Origin of the sequence: Thalassotalea loyana (genome assembly GCF_030161435.1) — a bacterium.
In the GTDB taxonomy this organism is placed as follows: domain Bacteria; phylum Pseudomonadota; class Gammaproteobacteria; order Enterobacterales; family Alteromonadaceae; genus Thalassotalea_G; species Thalassotalea_G loyana.
Window position 1 is genome coordinate 86,250 of the sequence record NZ_BSSV01000005.1, and the last position, 21,832, is coordinate 108,081.

Annotated in this window: 17 protein-coding genes; 14 read left to right on the top strand and 3 right to left on the bottom strand. The window is 40.8% G+C overall.

What is annotated here, in order from left to right; genetic code table 11:
• Positions 1–9: 9 nt before the first annotated feature.
• The 14 genes from QQK05_RS11695 to QQK05_RS11760 all read left to right on the top strand — a co-directional run bounded on the left by QQK05_RS11695 (position 10) and on the right by QQK05_RS11760 (position 18,077).
• A complete protein-coding gene (locus QQK05_RS11695; RefSeq protein WP_284299185.1) occupies positions 10–1,578 on the top strand; it encodes a sodium/sugar symporter in 1,569 nt (522 codons plus the stop codon).
• A gap of 96 nt (positions 1,579–1,674) precedes the next feature.
• The gene (locus tag QQK05_RS11700; protein WP_284298787.1) at positions 1,675–2,670 is read left to right on the top strand and encodes an aldose epimerase family protein; all 996 of its coding nucleotides are present in this window, start codon (positions 1,675–1,677) and stop codon (positions 2,668–2,670) included.
• 147 nt (positions 2,671–2,817) lie between these two features.
• The gene (locus QQK05_RS11705) at positions 2,818–3,339 is read left to right on the top strand and encodes a hypothetical protein (protein ID WP_284298789.1); all 522 of its coding nucleotides are present in this window, start codon (positions 2,818–2,820) and stop codon (positions 3,337–3,339) included.
• Between the two features lie 351 nt (positions 3,340–3,690).
• Positions 3,691–3,879 (top strand): hypothetical protein, encoded by a 189-nt coding sequence (locus QQK05_RS11710; protein WP_284298791.1) that lies wholly within the window; start codon positions 3,691–3,693, stop codon positions 3,877–3,879.
• Between the two features lie 235 nt (positions 3,880–4,114).
• Positions 4,115–5,548 (top strand): IS1182 family transposase, encoded by a 1,434-nt coding sequence (locus tag QQK05_RS11715; protein WP_284298793.1) that lies wholly within the window; start codon positions 4,115–4,117, stop codon positions 5,546–5,548.
• A gap of 688 nt (positions 5,549–6,236) precedes the next feature.
• On the top strand, positions 6,237–7,148 hold the full coding sequence (locus tag QQK05_RS11720) for a LysR substrate-binding domain-containing protein (protein ID WP_284298795.1): 912 nt from the start codon (positions 6,237–6,239) through the stop codon (positions 7,146–7,148).
• Between the two features lie 202 nt (positions 7,149–7,350).
• A complete protein-coding gene (locus QQK05_RS11725) occupies positions 7,351–8,490 on the top strand; it encodes an NAD/NADP-dependent octopine/nopaline dehydrogenase family protein (RefSeq protein ID WP_284298797.1) in 1,140 nt (379 codons plus the stop codon).
• A gap of 35 nt (positions 8,491–8,525) precedes the next feature.
• Entirely contained in the window at positions 8,526–9,935 is a 1,410-nt protein-coding gene (locus QQK05_RS11730; protein ID WP_284298799.1) for a YfcC family protein, read from the top strand.
• An 80-nt stretch (positions 9,936–10,015) separates the two neighbouring features.
• Positions 10,016–12,478, top strand: coding sequence for a TonB-dependent receptor (locus QQK05_RS11735; RefSeq protein WP_284298801.1), 2,463 nt, complete (start codon positions 10,016–10,018; stop codon positions 12,476–12,478).
• Between the two features lie 83 nt (positions 12,479–12,561).
• Positions 12,562–14,133 (top strand): tetratricopeptide repeat-containing sulfotransferase family protein, encoded by a 1,572-nt coding sequence (locus QQK05_RS11740; protein WP_284298803.1) that lies wholly within the window; start codon positions 12,562–12,564, stop codon positions 14,131–14,133.
• 558 nt (positions 14,134–14,691) lie between these two features.
• Positions 14,692–14,892: a hypothetical protein gene (locus QQK05_RS11745; protein WP_284298805.1), complete on the top strand. Its 201-nt coding sequence runs from the start codon at positions 14,692–14,694 to the stop codon at positions 14,890–14,892.
• Positions 14,893–15,384: 492 nt separating this feature from the next.
• Positions 15,385–15,687 (top strand): HNH endonuclease signature motif containing protein, encoded by a 303-nt coding sequence (locus tag QQK05_RS11750; RefSeq protein WP_284298807.1) that lies wholly within the window; start codon positions 15,385–15,387, stop codon positions 15,685–15,687.
• 186 nt (positions 15,688–15,873) lie between these two features.
• Positions 15,874–17,469: a GapS1 family protein gene (gapS1, locus tag QQK05_RS11755; RefSeq protein WP_284298809.1), complete on the top strand. Its 1,596-nt coding sequence runs from the start codon at positions 15,874–15,876 to the stop codon at positions 17,467–17,469.
• Between the two features lie 302 nt (positions 17,470–17,771).
• A complete protein-coding gene (locus QQK05_RS11760; RefSeq protein WP_284298810.1) occupies positions 17,772–18,077 on the top strand; it encodes an MbcA/ParS/Xre antitoxin family protein in 306 nt (101 codons plus the stop codon).
• Between the two features lie 278 nt (positions 18,078–18,355).
• On the opposite strand, the gene QQK05_RS11765 is transcribed toward QQK05_RS11760, so the two are convergent.
• The 3 genes from QQK05_RS11765 to QQK05_RS11775 form a co-directional block, all read right to left on the bottom strand.
• Positions 18,356–19,726, bottom strand: a complete 1,371-nt coding sequence (locus tag QQK05_RS11765) for a DUF3300 domain-containing protein (protein WP_284298812.1) — start codon at positions 19,724–19,726, stop codon at positions 18,356–18,358.
• A gap of 92 nt (positions 19,727–19,818) precedes the next feature.
• Positions 19,819–21,153, bottom strand: coding sequence for an ATP-binding protein (locus QQK05_RS11770; protein ID WP_284298814.1), 1,335 nt, complete (start codon positions 21,151–21,153; stop codon positions 19,819–19,821).
• On the bottom strand, positions 21,143–21,820 hold the full coding sequence (locus QQK05_RS11775) for a response regulator transcription factor (RefSeq protein ID WP_284298816.1): 678 nt from the start codon (positions 21,818–21,820) through the stop codon (positions 21,143–21,145). The genes QQK05_RS11770 and QQK05_RS11775 overlap by 11 nt, the downstream gene beginning before the upstream one ends.
• Positions 21,821–21,832: the final 12 nt, after the last annotated feature.

A 21,832-nucleotide genomic window follows, 5' to 3' on the forward strand; every position in this document is an offset into this window, starting at 1 on the left:
GGTGAAATGATGAAATTAGCAATGTTTGATGTCGGCATATTTGTCGTCTATGTGTTAGGGCTTTTGGTAGTCGCACTATGGATCTCACGCAATGAAAAAGAACAAGGGGCAGACACCAAAGATTATTTTCTCGCTGGCCGCTCGTTACCATGGTGGGCGATTGGTGCGTCATTAATTGCGTCTAATATTTCGGCAGAGCAAATTATCGGTATGTCAGGTTCCGGATTTGTTGTTGGTATGGCTATAGCGTCTTACGAGTGGATGGCGGCAATCACGCTGGTATTAGTGGGAAAATACCTGTTACCGGTATTTCTAAAAAATGAGATATACACTATGCCTCAATATCTGCAACAGCGCTTTGACCATCGTGTCAAAACAACACTGGCGTTGTTTTGGCTGGTGGTTTATATCTTCGTTAACTTAACCGCAGTACTTTGGCTAGGAGGTTTGGCGATTGAAACGGTTGCCGGAGTTGACTGGTGGTATGGTATGTTATTTTTAGCAACATTCTCGATAGCCTATTCATTGTATGGTGGTTTAAAAGCCGTTGCTTATACCGACATTATTCAAGTGGTTCTCTTGATATTTGGCGGTTTATTTTTAAGTTATCTAGCGCTTGATGCTGTAGCCGAGGGGCAGGGAGCTATGGCAGGTTTTGGTAAGTTGACCGCTGAGTTACCTGGACATTTCGATATGATTTTGTCACCCGAAAACGCCCAATATACGAATTTGCCAGGCATTTCGGTGTTAGTTGGCGGTATGTGGGTGATGAACCTGTCTTACTGGGGCTTTAACCAGTATATTATTCAGCGAGCACTGGCCGCGAAGAATATTCAGGAAGCACAAAAGGGCATTGCTTTAGCGGCTTATTTAAAACTGTTAATGCCGATCATCGTTGTTTTGCCAGGAATTGCGGCTGTGGTGCTTTATCCGAATTTGGCGACGGCTGATCAGGCCTATCCATCAATGATGGAGTTAATGCCTGTTGGCATCAAAGGGCTTGTTTTCGCGGCACTGGTTGCGGCTATCGTTTCTTCGCTGGCATCTATGACTAATAGCATCTCGACCATATTTACTATGGATATTTATCGTCCTATTAAGCCCAATAAGAGCCAGCATCATTATGTTCAGGTAGGTCGAATAGCAACACTTATTTCTTTGACTATTGCACTCGTTATGGCAGAGCCGCTATTAGGTCAGTTTGATCAGGCATTTCAGTATATACAGGAGTTCACTGGGGTGTTCACTCCAGGCATTGTTGTGATCTTCTTATTAGGTATGTTCTGGAAAAAAGCAACTTCAATGGGGGCGTTATCTGCAGCCATTGGCTCTGCGGTGTTCTCATTTAGCCTAAGAGTTTTACAGCCAGAATTACCTTTTATGGATCGGATGAGTTTTGTCTTTATGCTTTGTCTGCTCTTGATGGTTATTGTTTCTCTTTTGAACCGCACTAACTTTTCGTTAAACGATACTACCGTCAACCTAAATGACGTTAGTTTTACCACTGAAAAGGCCTTTAATATTGCCGCATTTGGTGTTGTTGTCATATTAACCGGCTTATACACCGTTTGGTGGTAGGTTTGGTGGCATCGAGGTTGCCAAAACTGATCTGGTTGCCTCGCTGTAGTTAGCACACAGGCATCAGGGTATGACAGCTCAGGTAACAACAGCTTGATGAAGGCTAGCAATGATATGAACTACCACATATTAAGCAACCATCATGGCATGCAGGTTAAGATACTGGATTTTGGCGCAAGGGTAAGCTCCATCTTGTTTCCGATAAAAGGCCGGCTGACGGAAATGACGTTAGCTTACACAAAACAAGAAAGTTATCTGCAGGATCCATTTTATCTTGGCGCGACAGTTGGCCGGGTCTGTAATCGCATTGCTAAGGCGCGTTTTAGCTTAAACCACAAAGAATATCAATTGAGCAAGAATAGTGGTGAAAATTGCCTGCACGGCGGAGCACAAGGCTTTTCCTCACGGTATTGGCACTTTAACCCTGATAGCTTGTCTGATAATTTTGCCGAGCTAAGTTTACTTTCTGAAGATGGCGATCAGGGGTTTCCTGGTCGGGTATTGGCAACCGTCGTCTATAGGTTGACAGCCAATAACTCGTTGGAGATAGAGTTTAAGGCACGGACAGATCAAGATACCGTGGTGAATATGTGCAACCACTGCTATTTTCACCTGGGAGAGCCCTCCATTAAAAGCTTATCGCTACAGTTAAATGCGTTGCATTACCTACCAATAAATAGGGAAGGAATACCGACAGGCGAAGTGAGAGTAGTTAAGAATAGCCCATTTTCATTTAAACAGCTGTCTGTGCTGGGCGAAAAGTTAACATCAGTTGCCGATAGTCAGTTACAGCAAAACAACGGATATGATCATTGCTTTGTATTGGAAAATACGAAAAATAAACAAGCGGTTGCGACTCTAGTTGGCAATGCTAATAGGGTGAAAATGCAAGTTTTTACCGACCAGCCTGGGTTGCAGTTATACTCCGGCCAGTACTTAGCGGATGAATTTTCAGCCTACCAAGGTATGTGCTTAGAAGCGCAAAACTTCCCAAACGCGATAAATACCAAAGGCTTTCCTACCGCAATATTGACTGCAGATGAACACTATCATCGTCATGTTTGTTACCAATTTTCTGAACTCACGTTATGATTCATGTGGTACTTGTCTATGTTAATTTTTGCGGAGGGTCAAATGAATCGTGCTGATCGAACGTTCTAAAAATGCCCCTTCGCAATAGCTGCTAGCTTAAGCTCTGACTTCCAATGTCCTACTGGTACACCATCAGGCAGCAATTGTTTGCATTATGGCACAGCACCAGCGAGTTTTTCTTGTGCAACAGGCACGTTATCTGGTACCGACTGTTTATCAACAGAGTATACGTCGGTTTTATATCAATGTGGTTCAGGCACACTTTCAGGTTCTGATTGTCTAGTAGATGGTAAAGCACCGGCAACTCACTCTTGTACGATTGGCACTTTATCCGGTACAGATTGCTTATATGATGATGAAATCGGTGTTTTATATCAGTGTATAACAGGTACGCTTTCTGGCTCAGAGTGTTTAACCGACGTGACTAGTAATGTGACTTACTCTTGTGAAACAGGAACTTTGGAAGGTCAACAATGCAGCACAACTCACTATCAGCCCAAAGAAATCGATACCTGTCCAACAGGTTACTTCACAGAAGGTACGTTAACAACTATGTGTTATAAGCGCACTAATACAAACGCATTAGCAAGTTGTGATGATCCGTTTGAGTTAAACATGCCGGCATACCGCTGTGAGCAGATCACAACAATGCCATTACCGGCTCAATAGTTAACAAGGTTACACAAGGAAGTGTGCTCTCATTTAGTAACACCCGATTATTGGGTGTTACTGCTCTTCAACCTTTAAACCCATTCTTCTCCAGCCCCTTATTGAAAATAGTTCAAAAAACTTCAACGCCATCTTACTAATAAATATCAAGTTATTTTAGGGTGTCGGAATATTACTAATTGCGGTCGGATTGTTGATACAACGTAAACTATGAGTCCGTTAGTATGGCCTCTGGATGGTCTTACGAGTAGCTTCTTAGAGCTTTACCAATTAGTACCAATCAAGTATTTGCAGTACCCAATATTGCATTAGTGGTAAACAGGTTCCCACAAGGACATCAGGAGAGGGTATATGGGCCGTAACTTATCTTCTACCAAAACAGACTTGCATTCCGATATCTCAAAGCTGTTATGTACTAAACAAAAGAAAGTATTGATTTGTTATTGCATCAATCAAGATTACGATTGCATCGAATCTATTCGCTGTGAAAAAGGTACGTGTGAGCGAAAATTTCGTAATCAAGATAAGAAAGCTAGTTAACGAATGTTAAAACCAGCTGCTTTTAAAGACTTAATTTTCTAGAGTACTTCGTACCGCAGTAAGGGAATAACCCAATAGTAAATGGCTGGTATGTTCGCAGGCTGTGTGAAAACTATTGATCACGTTTTGGTCTAACAGGCTTGTTTTTATGATCATTCAGTCTTGATATTCATGCGAGTGAAATGACTAAACTACTATACTTATTAGTAGGTTAACAACAATTAGAGTCTCTGATATGTCACATCATATTAAGGGCCAAAGTCGAACCCAAACCACATTATTTCCAGAAGCATTAGATGACTTTGTTTCGGCTGAGAATCCAGTGCGTGTCATTGATGTATTTGTCGACGAACTCGATTTACTCTCTCTTGGGTTCACTAAGGTAAAGGCTAAAGCAACAGGCCGTCCGGGTTATCACCCCGCCACAATGTTAAAGCTCTACATCTACGGTTATTTAAATCGTATTCAGTCATCTCGCCGTCTAGAGCGAGAAACCCAACGCAATGTCGAATTGATGTGGCTTCTTGAGCGTCTCACACCAGACTTTAAGACCATTGCTGATTTCAGGAAGGATAATGGCAAAGGGATAAAGAATGCTTGCCGTCAGTTCGTTGAGCTCTGTCGGCAAATGAATATGTTTACCGATGCGATAGTCGCAATTGACGGCAGCAAGTTTAAAGCGGTGAACGCTAAAAAGAATAACTTCACCCCAGAAAAAGCCAGAGACCACGTTAAACGCATTGAAAGTCACATCAGCAAGTACTTATCACTACTCGATAGTGCCGATGTTGAGGATAAAAGCGAAAAAGATACGGCATTGATGAAAGATAAATTAGCCTGGCTGAAACGTCGCCTTCAGGAAATGAAGGCGATAGAAAAAGCTGTGAATACGCATCCAGACAAGCAATTATCTTTGACAGATCCGGATGCTCGGTTAATGAAAACGGATAATATGAATCGTCGGGTTTGCTACAACTTGCAAAGTGCCGTTGACACTAAGCATCACCTCATTGTGAGTCATGACATTACGATGACGATAGACAGGGGCCAATTACCTCCGGTTACTGAACAAGTACAAAAGGCGTTACACAGAAAAGATATCACGGTTATTGCAGATAAAGGTTACTTCAGCCGAGTAGATATCAAAGCTGTGCAAGACTTAGGTGCGACAGCCTTAGTGCCGCAAATAGACACGTCTGGCGCTAAAATTAAAGGCATATTTAATAAGTCATTATTTAAGTATGACCCCAAAAGAGATGTCTACGTTTGCCCCGCTAACAATGAGCTGCAAAATAGAATGCGGTCAATGGATAAAGGTGTCGAGCAAGATGTGTACTTCAACCGAGCGGCATGTACAGCCTGTACTATTCGCGCCAAATGCACCCAATCAAAACGAGATCCTCGCCGCATGAGGCGATGGATACATGAGCACGATATTGAAGTCATGCAAGCGAAGTTAGACGCAGCCCCTGAAACGACTGTACTCAGAAAGCAAACGGTAGAACACCCGTTTGGTACTATCAAAATGTGGATGGGGGCGACTCACTTCTTAATGAAGCGTAAGCACAATGTCAGCACAGAAATCAGCCTTCATATTCTAGCCTACAACTTTAAACGCATGATGAAGATAGTGGGAACCACCAAATTAATCTCAATGCTCAGGGCATAGCGTACCAACATGCTTATATACTCCATTAAAAATGGCTGTGGATATCCAACGTTAACGCCATTTAAACGAAAATATTCAATTTAAAGCACATCAAATATCTCAATGGCTAAAAAGTCAGTTTACGCAAAAATACGGCAATCTAGAGGAGTGCCAACAATAATCAAGTTTTTACACAGCCTGTTCGATAAGCCGACCTATAAGTATGTTTTTGCTGATGGCAGCTGCTCCGCCAAAGCAGACATGAACTGACTGAACATATAGCCCAATATTTTTACTTCCAAGATTGAAAAAAGAATTTAGGTTTAATGAAAAATCTTAAAAGCAGACATTCTATCGGTAGAAATATGTTTACCAGGATTCATTATGCGAGTTTAGTTCTCTATGGCGCTTTGGGGCACAAAGCGCCTTAGAAATTTTCATGTGGTTGGACCACAGCACTCTTGCTAACAATTTGATTTTCATATGCTAAGTATCTGCTTATCGATTCAAAGCGAAAATACAGGTGAGATTAGTCATACTTCCGCTTAGGGCTTATGCGGTATTGAATTAAATGCGATAATTTAAGTTGTTTAAAACTTATAATTGAATCAAAATTTGATTATTAATCAATTACAAGCTTTAGTCATTTGTTTAAAAGCAAGGCAATAAACTTTATCTATATAGCAATACGAACCAAGAGTGAGAAGCAATGCAGTTTCAGCAATTAAGTGCATTTAAAGCCGTATATGAATTAGGAACTGTGACAGCCGCAGCTGACTTTATTCATATCACCCAGCCTGCCGTGAGTCGTTTAATCGCAAGTTTGGAAAGAAATATTGGCTTTAAACTATTTCAACGTGTTAAAGGCCGATTACTTCCCACAGATAAAGGGCGAGCATTCTACTTGGAAGTCTCTAAAGCTTACGGTGCTATAGAGTCTTTGTCTGATTGCGCTGAAGATATCAAGAATAGTCACCATGGCAGTTTACATATTGCTGCTTTTCCTATGCTCTCCACCAGTTTTTTGCCCAAGATTTTAGGTAAGTTCTTAAAAGAGCACCCAAATGTTACCACTTCACTTAAAACCTACCGTTCCGAGGAAGTGCAGCGTCGTACGGCGTTACAATCTTGCGATATAGGTTTTGCCTTGTTACCTGAAGTTACCGAGGGGGTAACCAGCATTACTATAGAATGTGATTGTGTATGTATACTTCCTCCCGACAGCTCACGGGCCAATTTACCTGTGATAACTCCTGAGTTGCTGGCGGATCATCCCTTGGTAAGTTGTGAAAAAGACGATACTCAACAACTCGTTGACAAAGCCTTTAGAAAGAAAAAACTAAAGCAAAAAGAAGTTGCAGAAGTTTCGCTCGCCAGTGCTATTGCAACTCTGGTAGCGGAAGGGGTAGGCGCAGCAATTGTCGATCCTTTTTCGGCACAGTATGCCTCTGAAGTGCATCCAGGAGTAGTAATTAAGCCATTCAAACCAAGCATTCCATTTCGTTTTTTTATTTTATTGCCATCATTACGTACTCGCTCTGAAGTTTTAGATAAATTTATCGCATTATTTATAAAACAGGCTGAGCAATTAGGGGTGGTATTTACGCACTCCGAAATATAACACATAGGCATAGCGCGTATACTTTTACAACTCCAGAACAGCGCTAACAATTTGTTTTTATGGGGCTATTTCAGCTTGAACACAGCCATCTATAACATTTAAACATAGCTTCACTCTATACTAGCATTAGACAAGATATACTCAGCCTAATAAAGTCTTCATCAAGTTTTCTTAATTGATTTGATATAAATAGGCTTTAAGCGTGACCGACAAAAAAAGTACTAACAGCTTAGATAAGACAAGGGTATCTGTATTTGGTGCCGGTAATGCCGGGCTGACTGCTGCTTACCATTTTACTCATCAAGGTGCTCAAGTGGCACTCTACGGCTCCAAAGGGTTTGATGAACAGATACATGCTATTTCTGCTGAAGGTGGGATACAGTCATTAAATGAATACCGTGGCGCCAAACTTGATTATTGTGGCTTTGAACATATTCATCTTGCCACCACCAATATCAAAGAAGCCGTTGAATTTTCTTCGGTTTTAGTTCTACCAGTACCATCGTTTGCCCAAGCCCCTTTGTTTAGGGAAATGCTACCTTTCCTTTCTTCAGGGCAAACCATCGTGTTGATGCCGGGTAATTATGGTTCGCTGGAACTGACACAAATCAAAAATAATGAAGGGTATGCTTCATTAGATATTTCCTTTGTCGACGCCATATCAATTCCTTGGGCAACGCGAATTACCGGAAATGCTGAAATAGCCATTTTTGGCATGAAGTCTTTTTTGCCTGTTGCTGCTTTGCCAGCTTCTCGCACGGCAGAATTAATTGAAAAGCTTCAGCCCATTTTCCCTCTGCAATTGACTCCATTAGAAAATGTTATCGCGGCTGGCATGGAAAACATCAACTTTGGTGGTCATCCACTAATGACCTTGCTAAATATCGGCTTACTTGAAAACTTTCCCGGTGAATTTAACTATTATACCGATTGCTGCTCTACAGCAACGGCAAAAGCATGCGAAAAGCTAGACGAAGAACGATTAGCCGTAGGCCGCGCTTTAAATTTAAATTTAAAGACAGAGTTAGACGCAATGAATGAACTGTATGGCATGTCGGCCACAAGTGTTTATGAACTCAATAAAACATCAGAAACTCATGGAAACGTGAATTCAGCCCCGGATTCAGCCAAAAGCCGTTATATTACTGAAGATGCGCCTTATTTATTAGTGCCATGCGCACAATTGGCTAAACTGTCAGGAGTAGACGTACCAATCATCAATTCTGTGCTTCACCTAACCAGTGCCTTAAATGATGATAACTATTTCAAGAGCGGAAGAACACTGAGCAAAATGGGGCTAGAAGGTAAAACGCCAGCTGAGATTGTTAACCTGGTTAGCTAATATAGTGAATGACCATATGAAAGGCCTGAAACAGTATGTTTAAAATGAAGTTCCCATCGGTTTATACCATTTTGGTTTTACTCACCATTTTAATGGCAGTCCTGACTTGGCTCGTGCCAGCGGGTCAATATCAACTTGAAAAACATGAGGCAATAGATTCTCTAGTGCCTATTGCGGGGACTTATCAGCCAACGCAGAGTAACCCACAAGGGATCGTAGATATTTTATTAGCGCCAGTTAAGGGTTTCTATGACCCTAAAACCAGTCAGGCGCGCGCAATTGACGTTGCTTTATTTGTACTTATTATTGGTGGTTTCTTTGGCGTTGTGAACAAAACCAAAGCCATTGAGAGTGGTATTTTTCATATAACCCTTAAATTAAAGGGAAAAGAAATATGGATGATCCCAACCTTAATGGGCTTATTCGCTCTAGGGGGTACCACTTTTGGCATGGCTGAAGAAACACTGCCATTTTACACCCTGATTATTCCTGTCATGATCGCCGCAGGTTACGACACTATCACAGGTGTTGCCGTGGTAATGATAGGGGCTGGCATAGGCGCTTTAGGCTCTACCATAAATCCGTTTGCAACCATTATTGCCTCAAATGCTGCCCAGGTAAGCTTTACCGAGGGCTTAACCCTGAGGATCCTGCTCCTTGTTGCTGGCTGGTTACTTTGCGCCGCTTATGTCATGCGTTATGCCAGCAAGATCAAAAAGTCACCGCAATCTTCGCTGGTATTTGCACACAAGGAAGAAAATGAAAACTATTTTTTACATGCTCAGCATTCTGTTAGTGACAGCGCTTTAACCTTGAATCAAAAGCTTGTTTTAGTTGTCCTTTGTGTCACCTTTATCGTTATGGTCTGGGGGGTTTCTACTTCAGGTTGGTGGATGGCCGAAATATCAGCCTTGTTTCTAGGCGCGACCATTTTGGTTGGCTTAATTGCCAGAATGAAAGAGGAGGTCATTTGCCAAAGTTTTATCAATGGCGCAAAAGAATTGTTAGGGGTTGCCTTTATTATTGCTTTGGCACGGGGCCTCGTTGTCATCATGGATGAAGGCAATATTACCCATACTTTCTTATTTTATTTTGAACAGTCATTAAGTGATTTATCACCAATTGCTTTTATCAATGCCATATACGCGGTTGAAGCCTTTTTATCTTTGCTGATCCCATCTTCTTCTGGCCTAGCTGTGCTGTCTATGCCGGTGCTTGCGCCATTGGCGGATTTTGTCAATGTACCGAGAGAGTTAGTTGTCACCGCTTATCAGGCTGCGTCAGGACTACCAAATTTAGTTACCCCCACTTCCGCGATAGTGATGGGTGGACTAGCATTGGGTCGTGTTTCTTATATTACCTGGCTTAAATTCATCGCACCTTTATTAGTGGCGTTAACCGTACTCGTTATTGCTCTGCTGAGTATCGGCGTCGTTATTTACTAAAATAATATCTAGCCAAGATATAACAACTGGCAACTATACCTATTAAAACACTATAAGTTGAACTTGAGGGGAACGAATATATGATTATTAACAACAGGCAATATTTTAAAAAATCAGCCATTTACGTCGCATTATCAGGTGCCTTATCCGTATCTACACATACGATTGCACAGGAAGAGTCTGCGGAAGGGATTGAACGTATTGCTGTTACCGCGTCACGGCGTGCATCAAGCGTGCAGGAAACCCCGGTTAATATTACTGCCCTTGACGGTGATGTGATGAAAGATCAAAACATTAGCCAATTGTCCGATGTGGCGCGATGGGTTCCAGGCCTTTCTGTTCCGGATCAAGGTGGTCGCTCAGGTTCAACCATTATAGTTCGAGGCTTAAATACCAACTCTTCAGGTCCAGACTCCGATGGCGGTACCGTTGCCACTTATGTCGGTGAAATACCTTTATTTGTTGACATGAAACTTATTGATGTTGAACGCGTTGAAGTTTTGATTGGGCCGCAAGGTACCTTGTACGGTGCTGGCACACTAGGTGGTGCCATTCGTTATTTGCCTAACAAACCCGTCCTTGATGAGACCTCTGGCTCATTCTATGGCGACATTTTTAATTTAGCTCAAAGCAACGACACTGGTGGTGAAGCGGGTGTTGTTTTTAACACGCCATTGATCGACGACGAATTTGGTATACGTTTTGCCTATAACTACCTGGATAGACCTGGTTATGTTGATTATGGTTATCTCGTTCGTGAAGGAGGCGTATCTTTACCTGATCCCGATTGGACTAATCCATCAGACGTGCAAAATAACTTAAAAAAGCAAAAAGATGTTAACAGTGAGGAAACGTCAACGGCTCGCTTAATGTTGCGCTGGACACCGACAGATTATCTGGACGCTACCCTTTCTTATTTTTACCAGAAACAGGAAATCGGCGGCCGTTCTATCGTGCATTATGACAGCTTAAGTGACAGCAATCCCTTATCTGAGCATATAGGTCGATATGAATCTGGCTATCGTTATGTCGAGCCTAGAGAAAAAGAAGATTCACTCATTAGTCTGGAAATCACAGCCGATTTAGGCTTTGCCGAGTTAACCTCTGCGACTGGGTTCTCTGAATTTGAAGCAACCGGGCAGCGTGACCAAACCGATTTGTTGATTCGCTTAGATTATAGTTATGAAGAATTCCCTGCCTTTTCATCGTTTACCCGTGAAGAAGACCATTCAGAAGTTTTCACTCAGGAAATCCGGTTGGTTTCCACATCAGACTCTGAATTAAGCTGGATAGTAGGTGGCTATTATAATAACTTTAAAACAACCGAAGACAGTCGAGAATTTACCCCTGGATTTGACCAGTTTGCGGTCGACAACTGGGGCGGAAATCAACTTCGCCCGGATGATTTGGAATACATTTCTATCGTTGACTCAGAAATCACCGAGCAAGCTATTTTTGGTGAAATAAGTTATCAGGCAACGGACCAGCTATCCTTAACCTTGGGCGGCAGATACTACGAGTATGAAGTTGCATCCAGCTCTGCTATTGACTTACCGCTTTATTACACTTTATTTGGTGATTATTCAGCCAGCGAAGTTAACTTGGACTTTAAAGACATTGGTGCAGAAGATGATGGTAACTTATTGAAATTTAATGTCAGCTATCAATTTAGTGATGATGTCCTTACCTATTTAACCATTAGTGAAGGGTTTAGAATTGGTGGTTCCAATGGTGTTGCCGAATGTCCGGATAATGTCGACGAGCTGAACAACCAAATTGTTTGTGCTTTGCCACATGAAGCCACCTATCAAGCGGATACTACCACCAACTATGAACTTGGTTTTAAGAGCTCTTGGTTTAAAAACAAATTACATTTTAATTCGGCATTGTTTTTTGTTGAATGGGATAACGCGCAAGTGGGAGGGGCAACCGAAAACGGACAGCAACCTATCACATCCAATGCCGCTACTGCGGAAGCTTCGGGTATCGAAATATCAACTAGAGCAATGCTAAGTGACAACTTAACCGGTTTTGCCACATACGCCTACACCAAAGCGGAATTAACCGCGGATGCGTCGTATCTATTTGGTGTCTTTGACGAGCAAGGTTCTCAATTGCAAAATTTCTATGACGGTGCTTCAGGCGACCGCTTACCGGGTTCACCTGAGCAGCAAGTATCACTGGGCTTGAAATACAGTACCGAATTATTCAACAAGGCATTAGACATCAATTACGGCATGACTTATCAAAGTGATGTCTATACGAAACTTGGCTTAAAAGCCGATGGTGAAAAATTACCTGGATATGCCTTAAGCAATCTTTCGGCTCAACTCTCTGAAGACAACTGGTCTGTCACATTCTATGTAGATAACCTGTTCGATAAATACGCGTTTAGCTCAGCACGTCGAGATCGAGGGGATATTGGCCTAGCCAGGTTTTCCGAAATGAATTCCAACGACCCCGCGTTACAAAGAAATTATGGACATTATCTGATTACGCCGAGAAAAATAGGGGTGCGATTCGAGTATATGTTTGACTTATAGGAATAAAGTCATTTTATTCAGGTATTACCCCAATGTTGAGGGATAAGGGGTAATACCTTTTTTAATTGAAGAGAGTAACCGAAATGAATATTCACGAGCAGGTAATAAAAGCTCAAAAGCTTATTGAAGAAAAGGAATATAAGCAGGCTCACCAGTGCCTTATTAACCTATTACATGTGAATAAATATGTCGCTGATGGTTACTTTCTCTTAGCGATAATTGCCAGTGAGCATGGCAATTATAAAAAAGCGATACAGCTTATAGAACAAGCTATTGTTATTGAGCCTAACCGCGCCGAATATATTGCCCAGCTTGCAAAACACTATGCTTTGACCAATGACCATTTAAAGGCAAAGGAAAGCTGTAAAAAAGCAGAATCATTGGCTAACTTAAGCGCGCTTGATTTAGATACCCTTGGAGTAGCCTATAGTAAATCAGGTTTGCACCATTTAGCGACAAAAAGCTTTAAACCCTCGGTGGCAATGGCTCCGGACAATGCCCAGTTCCATTTTAACCTGGCAACATCTTTAAAGTTCACCGGTGATTTTGAGGGCGCCAAAGCGGCCTTTGAGAAAACCATAGCGCTTGCACCTGACTATTATAAAGCCTATTCCTCACTTGCCAGCCTGGGGGGAAAGGAGGTTGCTTCTCACATTCAGGAAAAAATGCTTGGCATGGCGCACGAGGAAATGTCTGCGGATGATCGGCTGTACATTGGGCATGCACTGGCAAGGATATATGAGGCCCGCGAAGATTATCAGCAGGCTTACCGGTATTTGAGCCAAGCTAAAACGGCTAAACGAAAACAGTTAAATTACACCATTGAAGACGATGAAAGGATTTTTCAGCGCTTAATGTCTGTTTTTAATGATAAACCTAAGGTTACCCAAGCCAGCAATGATTCAAGGGAAGCGATATTTGTCGTTGGCATGCCAAGAACAGGCACCACTCTGGTGGAACGGATAATTTCCAAACATCCTGATGTGACCAGCGCCGGCGAGTTGCAGAACTTCGGCTTGTTGTTAAAGGAATTTTCAGCGACTTCATCGCCTTATGTCATCGATGCTGAGACTATAGGTGCAGCCTGCAATATCGACTTCGAGGCGCTGGGACAAAAATATATCGAAAGCACCCGGGTCCTAACAGGAGCAACCCCAAGGTTCGTAGATAAAATGCCGCTTAATTTTCTATATACAGGTTTTATTCTGTCGGCCTTTCCCCAGGCCAAAATAGTCTGTTTAGACAGAAACCCGCTGGATACTGTAGTCAGCAATTTCAGACAGCTATTCGCCGTAAATTTCTCTTACTATAACTACTCATATGACCTGGCAACAAGCGCCCGATACTATCTGCTATTTAAACGGCTCATCGCTTTTTGGCAGGAAAAGTATCCGGACAATTTTTACCTGGTCAACTATGAAAAGCTGGTGAATTCACCTGCTGAAGAGGCCAAAAAATTGATCCATTTTTGTGGGTTAACCTGGCAAGATTGTTTAGTCGATATTCATAAGAACACATCCCCTGTAGCGACAGCCAGCGCGGTTCAAGTAAGAAGCCCTATTAATAACAAAGCTGTTGGCAGTTGGAAAAAATATGACTTTTGTTTGGATAATGTAAAGTCAATATTATTTGCTGCTGGTATGTCAACAGAGTAGATAGTAATGAATCGACAACAAAAACCTAGACAATTATCAGCTTAAGTCTAATGTTCGTAGATCGCTCTCAACCGAACTTCGCAAAAGTGCCACTTTCAGTCGTTTGGCTAGTGAGTCACACAACTAATAAAATCAAGATAACGGATGCTCTTCCTTAATCATTTTTTGGAACAACTACAAGATAGAACTGAAGGTAGAACCACGCCTATACTTAGTATTGGAACAATATTGGGTGTTGTACTAAATTATTGAAGAACAATAATTACATTTACACATGATAAGTTTGATTTATCAGGGGGCATAGGCCAAATGATGTGTTATCCATATTTCTCAAATAAGAATGGGTTATTTGGCTTTAAGGTACTCAGACTAATTTTTATTTTTTATATGGTAAGTAACATATTCGTTGGTAGTTGCTATGCCCAATCAAAGATAACATTTGCAACTCATACTAAACCCCCTTTAAGCCAGTACCTTTTTGAGGTTCAGAGTCGAGTTTTTGAAAAGCTTGGATTTCAAGTTGAAGTACTTGAGTTACCTGGGCGTAGAGTATTTAAAATGGTCAACAGTGGTAAACTTGATGGCGATCTATGTCGTGTTGGTAATATATTGTCCATTTCAGATGACAACGTATCAAATTACAGAAAGATAGATGAAGCAGTAGTTGAGACTCGCATTTCACTCATTACAAAAGCTAATGTAGAAATAGAGCAAGTCAATTGGAAATACGTTAATACAAAAAAGTGGCATTTTTACTAGGTTCAAAAAGGATTAAACGTAATATTTTAGAGAAAAACAGGCACCCCGTTTCGTCAAACATACAAGCTATAGAGTTGGTAGCAAGAGGTAGGATACAACATGCTGTTATTTTTGAGTCTGTTGCTAAAAGCTTAATTAATCAACACCCTGAATTACGGTCACTAATTAAGCTCCATGAAGATCCAATCACCTCTTATGAGCAATATACTTATTTGCATAAAAAGCACATGAGTTTGATACCTGAAGCTGAAGCTATAATAAAGGAGATGAAAAAGAGTGGCGAATTAAGTGATATTGGAAGTAAATATTTTGTAAGGTCAGCGTCAAATTTATCTTATAAGAGGGCGTTCAGAATTCTGTGTCAGCCTAAATTGCTACATATCTAGCGCGTCATCCAATCGGTCTTCGAAGTGAATGGCGAGTTGTGACAATGTCAGATTCCAGCTCTGAATTGGCATTGTCCATTTCTTTGAGGCATTCAATATGTAGAGTATGTGCCGTTTAACTCAGATTAAAGAAACAGGTTTCTTGATTGCCAGCCATATTAAACCATGGAGAGCTGCAACAAATAAGGAAAGATTAGATGGTAATAATGGATTACTTTTATCTCCCCATGTGGATAGGTTATTTGACAGATGTTTCATTAGCTTTAAGGGCAATGGGGAGTTAATTGTTAGTGACAAACTACCTGATAGCGTGAAAAAAGAGTGGCTAATTTCAGTAGGAAATTACGGCCGTTTTAATGCTAAGCAGCAACAGTACTTGCAATATCATCGCTTGAATATTTTGAAATAAAAACAATTGTATCAGCGCGGCTCGCTTCCATGTGGTTTTTGTCAGTAATCTAAGAAAGGGCTGTATTATATTAATTTGTTCAGTGTCGACTATTATTTAGCCTTTTAACTTAGTAAATAACAATTAGGGACTTACCACATTGGTTAGTTTATTTATCTCCTTTAAATTCAATAATTAAAGCTGCCTATGTCATTTGAAATAAAAGCCAATCAAGTTCGTGAAAATATCAAATCTTATACTCAAGAATCACTAGTTAGCTATTTTCTTCGATATTTGCACCATCAACCTGAAGGCCAGAATGTCGCAGAGCGCAGACCTTGGACCGCACTTTTAGCATTAGAATGGGCACTAGAGTTAGTACCGCACACCAATGCCAAGTTCGCTTCTGATAAGCAAGCACACCAAATAATGGAAGATATTTGGAATATTCAATCTGATGCCTCTGACATCGCAAATCATTCAAACTACCGCATCGTTTTGAGAAAAATGGTTATTCCGCAATTAAGATTTCAAATTCACCCTATACAGCATTTGTTTTTTTTATTTCGCTTTTATTCCATGTTGATGCAACCAACAGCAAGCTCTGCACCAAAAGATGACTTTGAAAAAATTACAGGGGTCGAATTTGAGCGGTTTTTATTGTTTTCCGCGTTGCTTCACTTAATCTTTACCTGGAATAACTCTGTAGTGATCAAGTACCAAGAACTTGTGGAGTATATGTGTCCATATTTTAGCTTTGACGAATTGAAAGCATTGCTTAAGCTAGTTGGAGGTAATATTTATGAAATTGAAACATTAATTAAAAAGCACCGCCCAGTCACGAGAACAATAAGGCGAGATGAATATTTTGATGAACCCTTTTTAATTTGTAAACCGGTTATCGTCATACCTGATGGAATAACAACACCACACTCGACGGTACTTAGTATTGGTATTTCAGAGTTTATTTTAAGAGTATTAAAACAAGCAGACCCAAATAGATTCAAAGACAAGTTCACTTCTTCCTTTGAAAGGTACTTAGAGCAATTATTACTTGAATTTGAGCATGAGTTTTTGTCAGAAAGTGACATCGAAGCTATTTATAAAGAGAGTGAAATAACGGGTAAAGTAGTCGACTTTTTGGTTACTGAAGAGGACGATATGTTATTAATCGATGCCAAAGGAGCAGAGCCCAAAAGTCGAGTACTAGTAACAGATAACCCACGTATATTAAGAGATCAAATTCGTGATATACACTTAAAGGGTGTGGAGCAGGTTTCCCAATGTATTCAGCATTTAACATCGATAAACGATAGTATGTCAAATAAGTATGACAATCGTTTTGCTCTGATTGTTACTCACCAAGATTACTATATTGGTGATTGTCGCGATTTATTAGAATATTTGATCCCTGAGCACCGCCAAAATCTCGTTGAAACGATTAATAACATGCTCCCTGCTGAAAATATTCACTTCTGTGGTATTCATGATTTGGAAGGGATCGTTCATGTTTGCGAAGAAACCAACACCTCCCTATGTGATTTTCTTAGGTTTTGTGGAAACCAGCAAAAGTCCGCTGACACTAGAAAGTTCGACATGCGCCAACATATATGGGCATTTTCCTCAACTCATAACCTAAATAACAACTCTCCAATAGGTTCATCTGCATCAAAGGAAGCCAAAGACCGAATATTTGATGGGCTAATCGACATGATGAAAAAAAACCAAACCTACTGGGAGAAAGGTTGGGTACGTACTCAGAAGCAGGCTGTCGGTGCAGCTTTGCGAAAAAAGATACACTAAGTGTTTTCGCCCCCTTTTAGGTTAAGTTAGCGAAAATTGGTTTTCTCTCTCTGAATGATGCCCTGTAGTGGCAAACTGGTATTGGATAAGTGGCAAATTATGGTCGGAAACATGGCTGGTTTGCTTTGGAAAGGTGGCGGTTTTTGGGTGGAATCTACAAGATGTAGTAAGCAGGGCTAAGTCTATGAGTATTAGTGTAGATTTAGAGCATAATTAAATAGTATTTGCTATATGATAGTTAAGGTTTGTATAGGTATAACGTTATTAGTTACCGACACAAGAGCTTTCATAAAGGTGATGTAATGGCTGAAAACAGAGAATTAGAAACATTAAAAATAGCCTTTAAAAAAGCAAGAGACATTTTGGATGTCACAGAGGAATGGAGTTACTCCATCACTAATAAAGTTGATGTTGATCTATCCTCTGAAATTAGAATGAAGTTATTTATAATGGTGTATCAAAAACTGTTTGCAGTTGGCGGTGGCGATGTTGAGTTTATGCAACACTGGATGAACTCAAAAAACAAAGCTCTTGGAGATTCTCCTGTTAATCTTTGTTGTAGTGAAGCAGGTTTACGAAAAGTTCTTTCTTACTTAAAAAGGAAGTAGCTTTTTGTAGTCTGATTGTTGTTAACAACTTTATTGTTAAAGCTTTAGTTGTGAGAATGCTTGATGTGCTGAGAAGTTAACAACTTTTTTAATTTTATGAATAATAACCTTGTAATAAAATCAATAGCTTATGTTTGTTTTTGTTAACGGCTTTATTGTGTGCCAACACTTATTTAAAAAAGGCTCCTAATGGAGCCTTTTTTATTTGGTTAATCTTTTCGTTATTCGACACAATGAAAGCGGCCGTCACCAATGCCGCTTTTTTATTGATGGTTTGATTAATGGTGACGGCTGCTCCCCCCTTTTGAGCTGCGATGTTTTACGTTCACTTTACTTCTATGCGAATTTTTAGACGCACGTTGTTTGGTTTGTTTACTACTGTACTGCTTACTTTTTTTGACACTACTACTTGGTTTACTTTGGTAGTGCTTTGATGTCTTTGTACTTTGTTTTACTGATTTAACTTGCTTTTGATGCACGTTTTTCACCGGTTTGTGTTGGTATTTTTCTGACCTATATGTCTTGGTTTTATTTGCATGCGTCGTTACCTTTTGCTTTGTTGACTTGGTGCTATACGGTTTACTGTTTTTGTAATGCGTGCTTTTTGTTTTCGTTACTTTTGTCGTTGTCATCTTTTTATTGAGCTTTTGATGACGCGTTATCGTTGTTGTTTTCACCTTATTTGGGTGTTTACCAAATTGTTTTTCACTTACGCGTACCGTCTTTGTGTAGCTCTTGCTTGGTCTATTGCTATGATACTTTCGTGAAATAGTTGAGCTTTTATAAGCTGCACCACGACGATGAACGGGGTTATGGTGCCAACGTTTACTATTTGCATAACCGCTGTGCGAAACACTTCTTTTATAGCCATAATGACGCTTGTGGTAATACGGCTTACGGTGATGGTGGTGCACTACAACATGACGATTGCTCCAATGAAAACTACTGAAAAAGAAGTTGAAACTAATGTGCACACCGGTATGCCAGTGAAATGGGCTATGATGGTGGTGTACAACATGATGGTGCGGGTAATGCCAGTACACAGGCGGGTGGTGCGCCCAATGCCATCCCCCGTAAACTACGCGAGTGTCGTAGTATGGTACGTATACCACTTCTTTTTTCGCCGGCTCAATGATGATTGTTTCTTTTTCTTTGATGACCTTTACGTTTTCCATTTTCTCAAGGTTACCCGCATGTTGAGCTTGCTCCCTGAGTGTTTGAATAGTCGCTAAAACACGCTCTTCATCTTGTAAAAACGCATCGCCGAGTTGTTGGGTCCACCCAAGCTCTGTACTCATCTTCTCAAGTACACTTGGAAAGGAAATTAATGCAACGACACTCGGGTCCCACTCAAAAGCTTCTACCTGTTTTTCAGCGTCTTCACCTGTTATTTCAGGGTTTTTAGTCGCCCATCGGTGTGCTTCAATCACCTCAATTGGGTAAGTTGATGCGATCAGAATATGAGTCAGTAAACTGTCGGGATAAAGTGCTATTGGTGCTAACACTTGTGCAATTTCACCTTGCTCAAATGCTTTGGTTTCGGCATGACTTAATTCCGAATGACTCACATTTTCTGCTAAGGCTGGCAGACCCATAAACACTACGATAAGTAGTGCTGGGATAAAGAAACCAAAAACTAACTTTTTCATTGTTCTATCCTTTTTCCAAAAAGATAGGTTCAGCTTAAAGCAGTCAAGCTGAACGTAAGCTGAACGAAAATGTTATTTTGTAAATTAATTGTTTAATGTGAGAAGGAAACGGAAAAACTCGCGCCACTTAATGAGCTTGAGTTAGTAATGTGTATATTGCCTTGGTAGCTTGAGACTAGGTCTCGAACTATCGCCAACCCTATACCGTGACCTTTTTCATAGGTATCGGCACGTGTTCCGCGAGATAAAATCGTGTGCTTTAATTCCTCAGACACCCCAAGCCCATCATCTTCTACGCAAAATACCGTTTCTGATTGCGTCGCCGTTATCGAAAATACGACCGTTGACTTGGCTGCTTTACAAGCATTGTCGAGAAGGTTGCCTAAGATTTCCATTAGGTCTACCTCATCTCCTTTAAACGTTGCTTGTGCACTCACATTTAACTTGAGTGCTATTGAAGTGTCAGGGTGCAATTTACCCATTGTATTAGTGAGCTTCTCTGCAATTGGCTTAATGGTGACCCCTAAATGCCAGGACGACTCACCTGCAACTTGTGCTCTTTTTAATTGATGTTCGATCATCTGATGCAACGTTTGAAGCTGTTCTCTTGAACTGTTGCTCAGATCTGGCTGGCTTTGAATTACCGCTAACGGCGCCTTTAGGCTGTGGGCCAAGTCAGATAATGAGTTTCGGTAACGTGTTCGCTGAGATTGCTCTGTCTCCAGCAGTGTATTGAGCTGTTGGGTAGCTTGTTCGAGTTCTTGTGGGTAAGTAGATTCAATACTGATGGCTGTACCGTTTTCGATAGCGTTTAATTCATTTTTCAATGTATTTAATGGTTTAAGGGACCAATATAACCATACGCCTTGGACTAACATGAAGAACGCCATTAATGCCGCTAGCCATAACCAAAGCTCTTGCTGAAATTCGTCATTTACAGCAGCAAAGTTTGATAAGTCTTTAACAATGTGGACAGTAAAAGGAAACTCTGAATATTGATCAACAAAGCTAACGCTAAAACTATATATAGCATGGGCTTGGTTATCTATGCTGGTATTGTAAAAAGCGAACCCACCTAATTCTGGATGCATTAATGTTTTAGGTGGTTGCATTGTCAATAACGACTCACTTTGCCATAAGGTTTTATCTTCACCAGAGGCATTACTTTGGGAAATTAATGCATAGAGGCCTGACTGGCTTACGTTAAACTGATTTTCAAGAAGTTGATCTGGCATAAAAAGTTGTTGGTTTTCAACATCTGCCACTGCCAAAATACTGTAAACATAAGCGCTTAGTTCTTGTTGAAGGGCATTTTTCAACTTGCTTTCGAACGCCTGATTTAATGCAAAACCGATAATCGGTAATGTCACGATAATAATTAATAAAGCGCTAGCAATCAGGCGCGTACGAATTGAATTAGGTTTCATGGCTTCTGAGTCGATACCCCTGGCCGCGAAGCGTTTCAATAATCTTATGAGCATTGTCAGGATCGAGCTTTTTGCGCAGTCGTCGAATAAACACTTCGATAACATTTGAGTCTAAATCAAAGTCTTGATCATAAATATGTTCAGTTAGCGTCGTCTTGGACATCACCTCATCGATATGATGCATGAAATACTCGATAAGCTTATATTCGGATCCACTCAAATTAATCAGCTTGCCATTCATGTGAACTTGCTGTGTCGACGTATTTAGGACAAGCGGCCCGTTTTCGATTACTGGACTTGCTTTGCCAGCTGAGCGTCTGATTAACGCATTGAGTCTTGCTACTAATTCTTCAGGGTGAAATGGTTTAGTTACATAGTCATCGGCACCTGCTTCTAAGCCATTCACTTTATCCTGCCAATGATCTCGTGCGGTGAGTACGAGAATAGGAAAAGTAATCCCCTGCGATCTAATGGCTTTTATGACACTAATGCCGTCAAGTTTTGGGAGACCTACATCAACAATTGCTGCGTCATAAGCATGCTCAGATGCCTGAAACAAGCCGTCTTCACCATCACTTGCTACATCGACAGAATACTTTTCTTGAATAAGTTTGGCGGTTAGGTTGTTTTGTAATTGAGGGTCATCTTCTATCAGTAATAAGCGCATCGCTTGCTATCC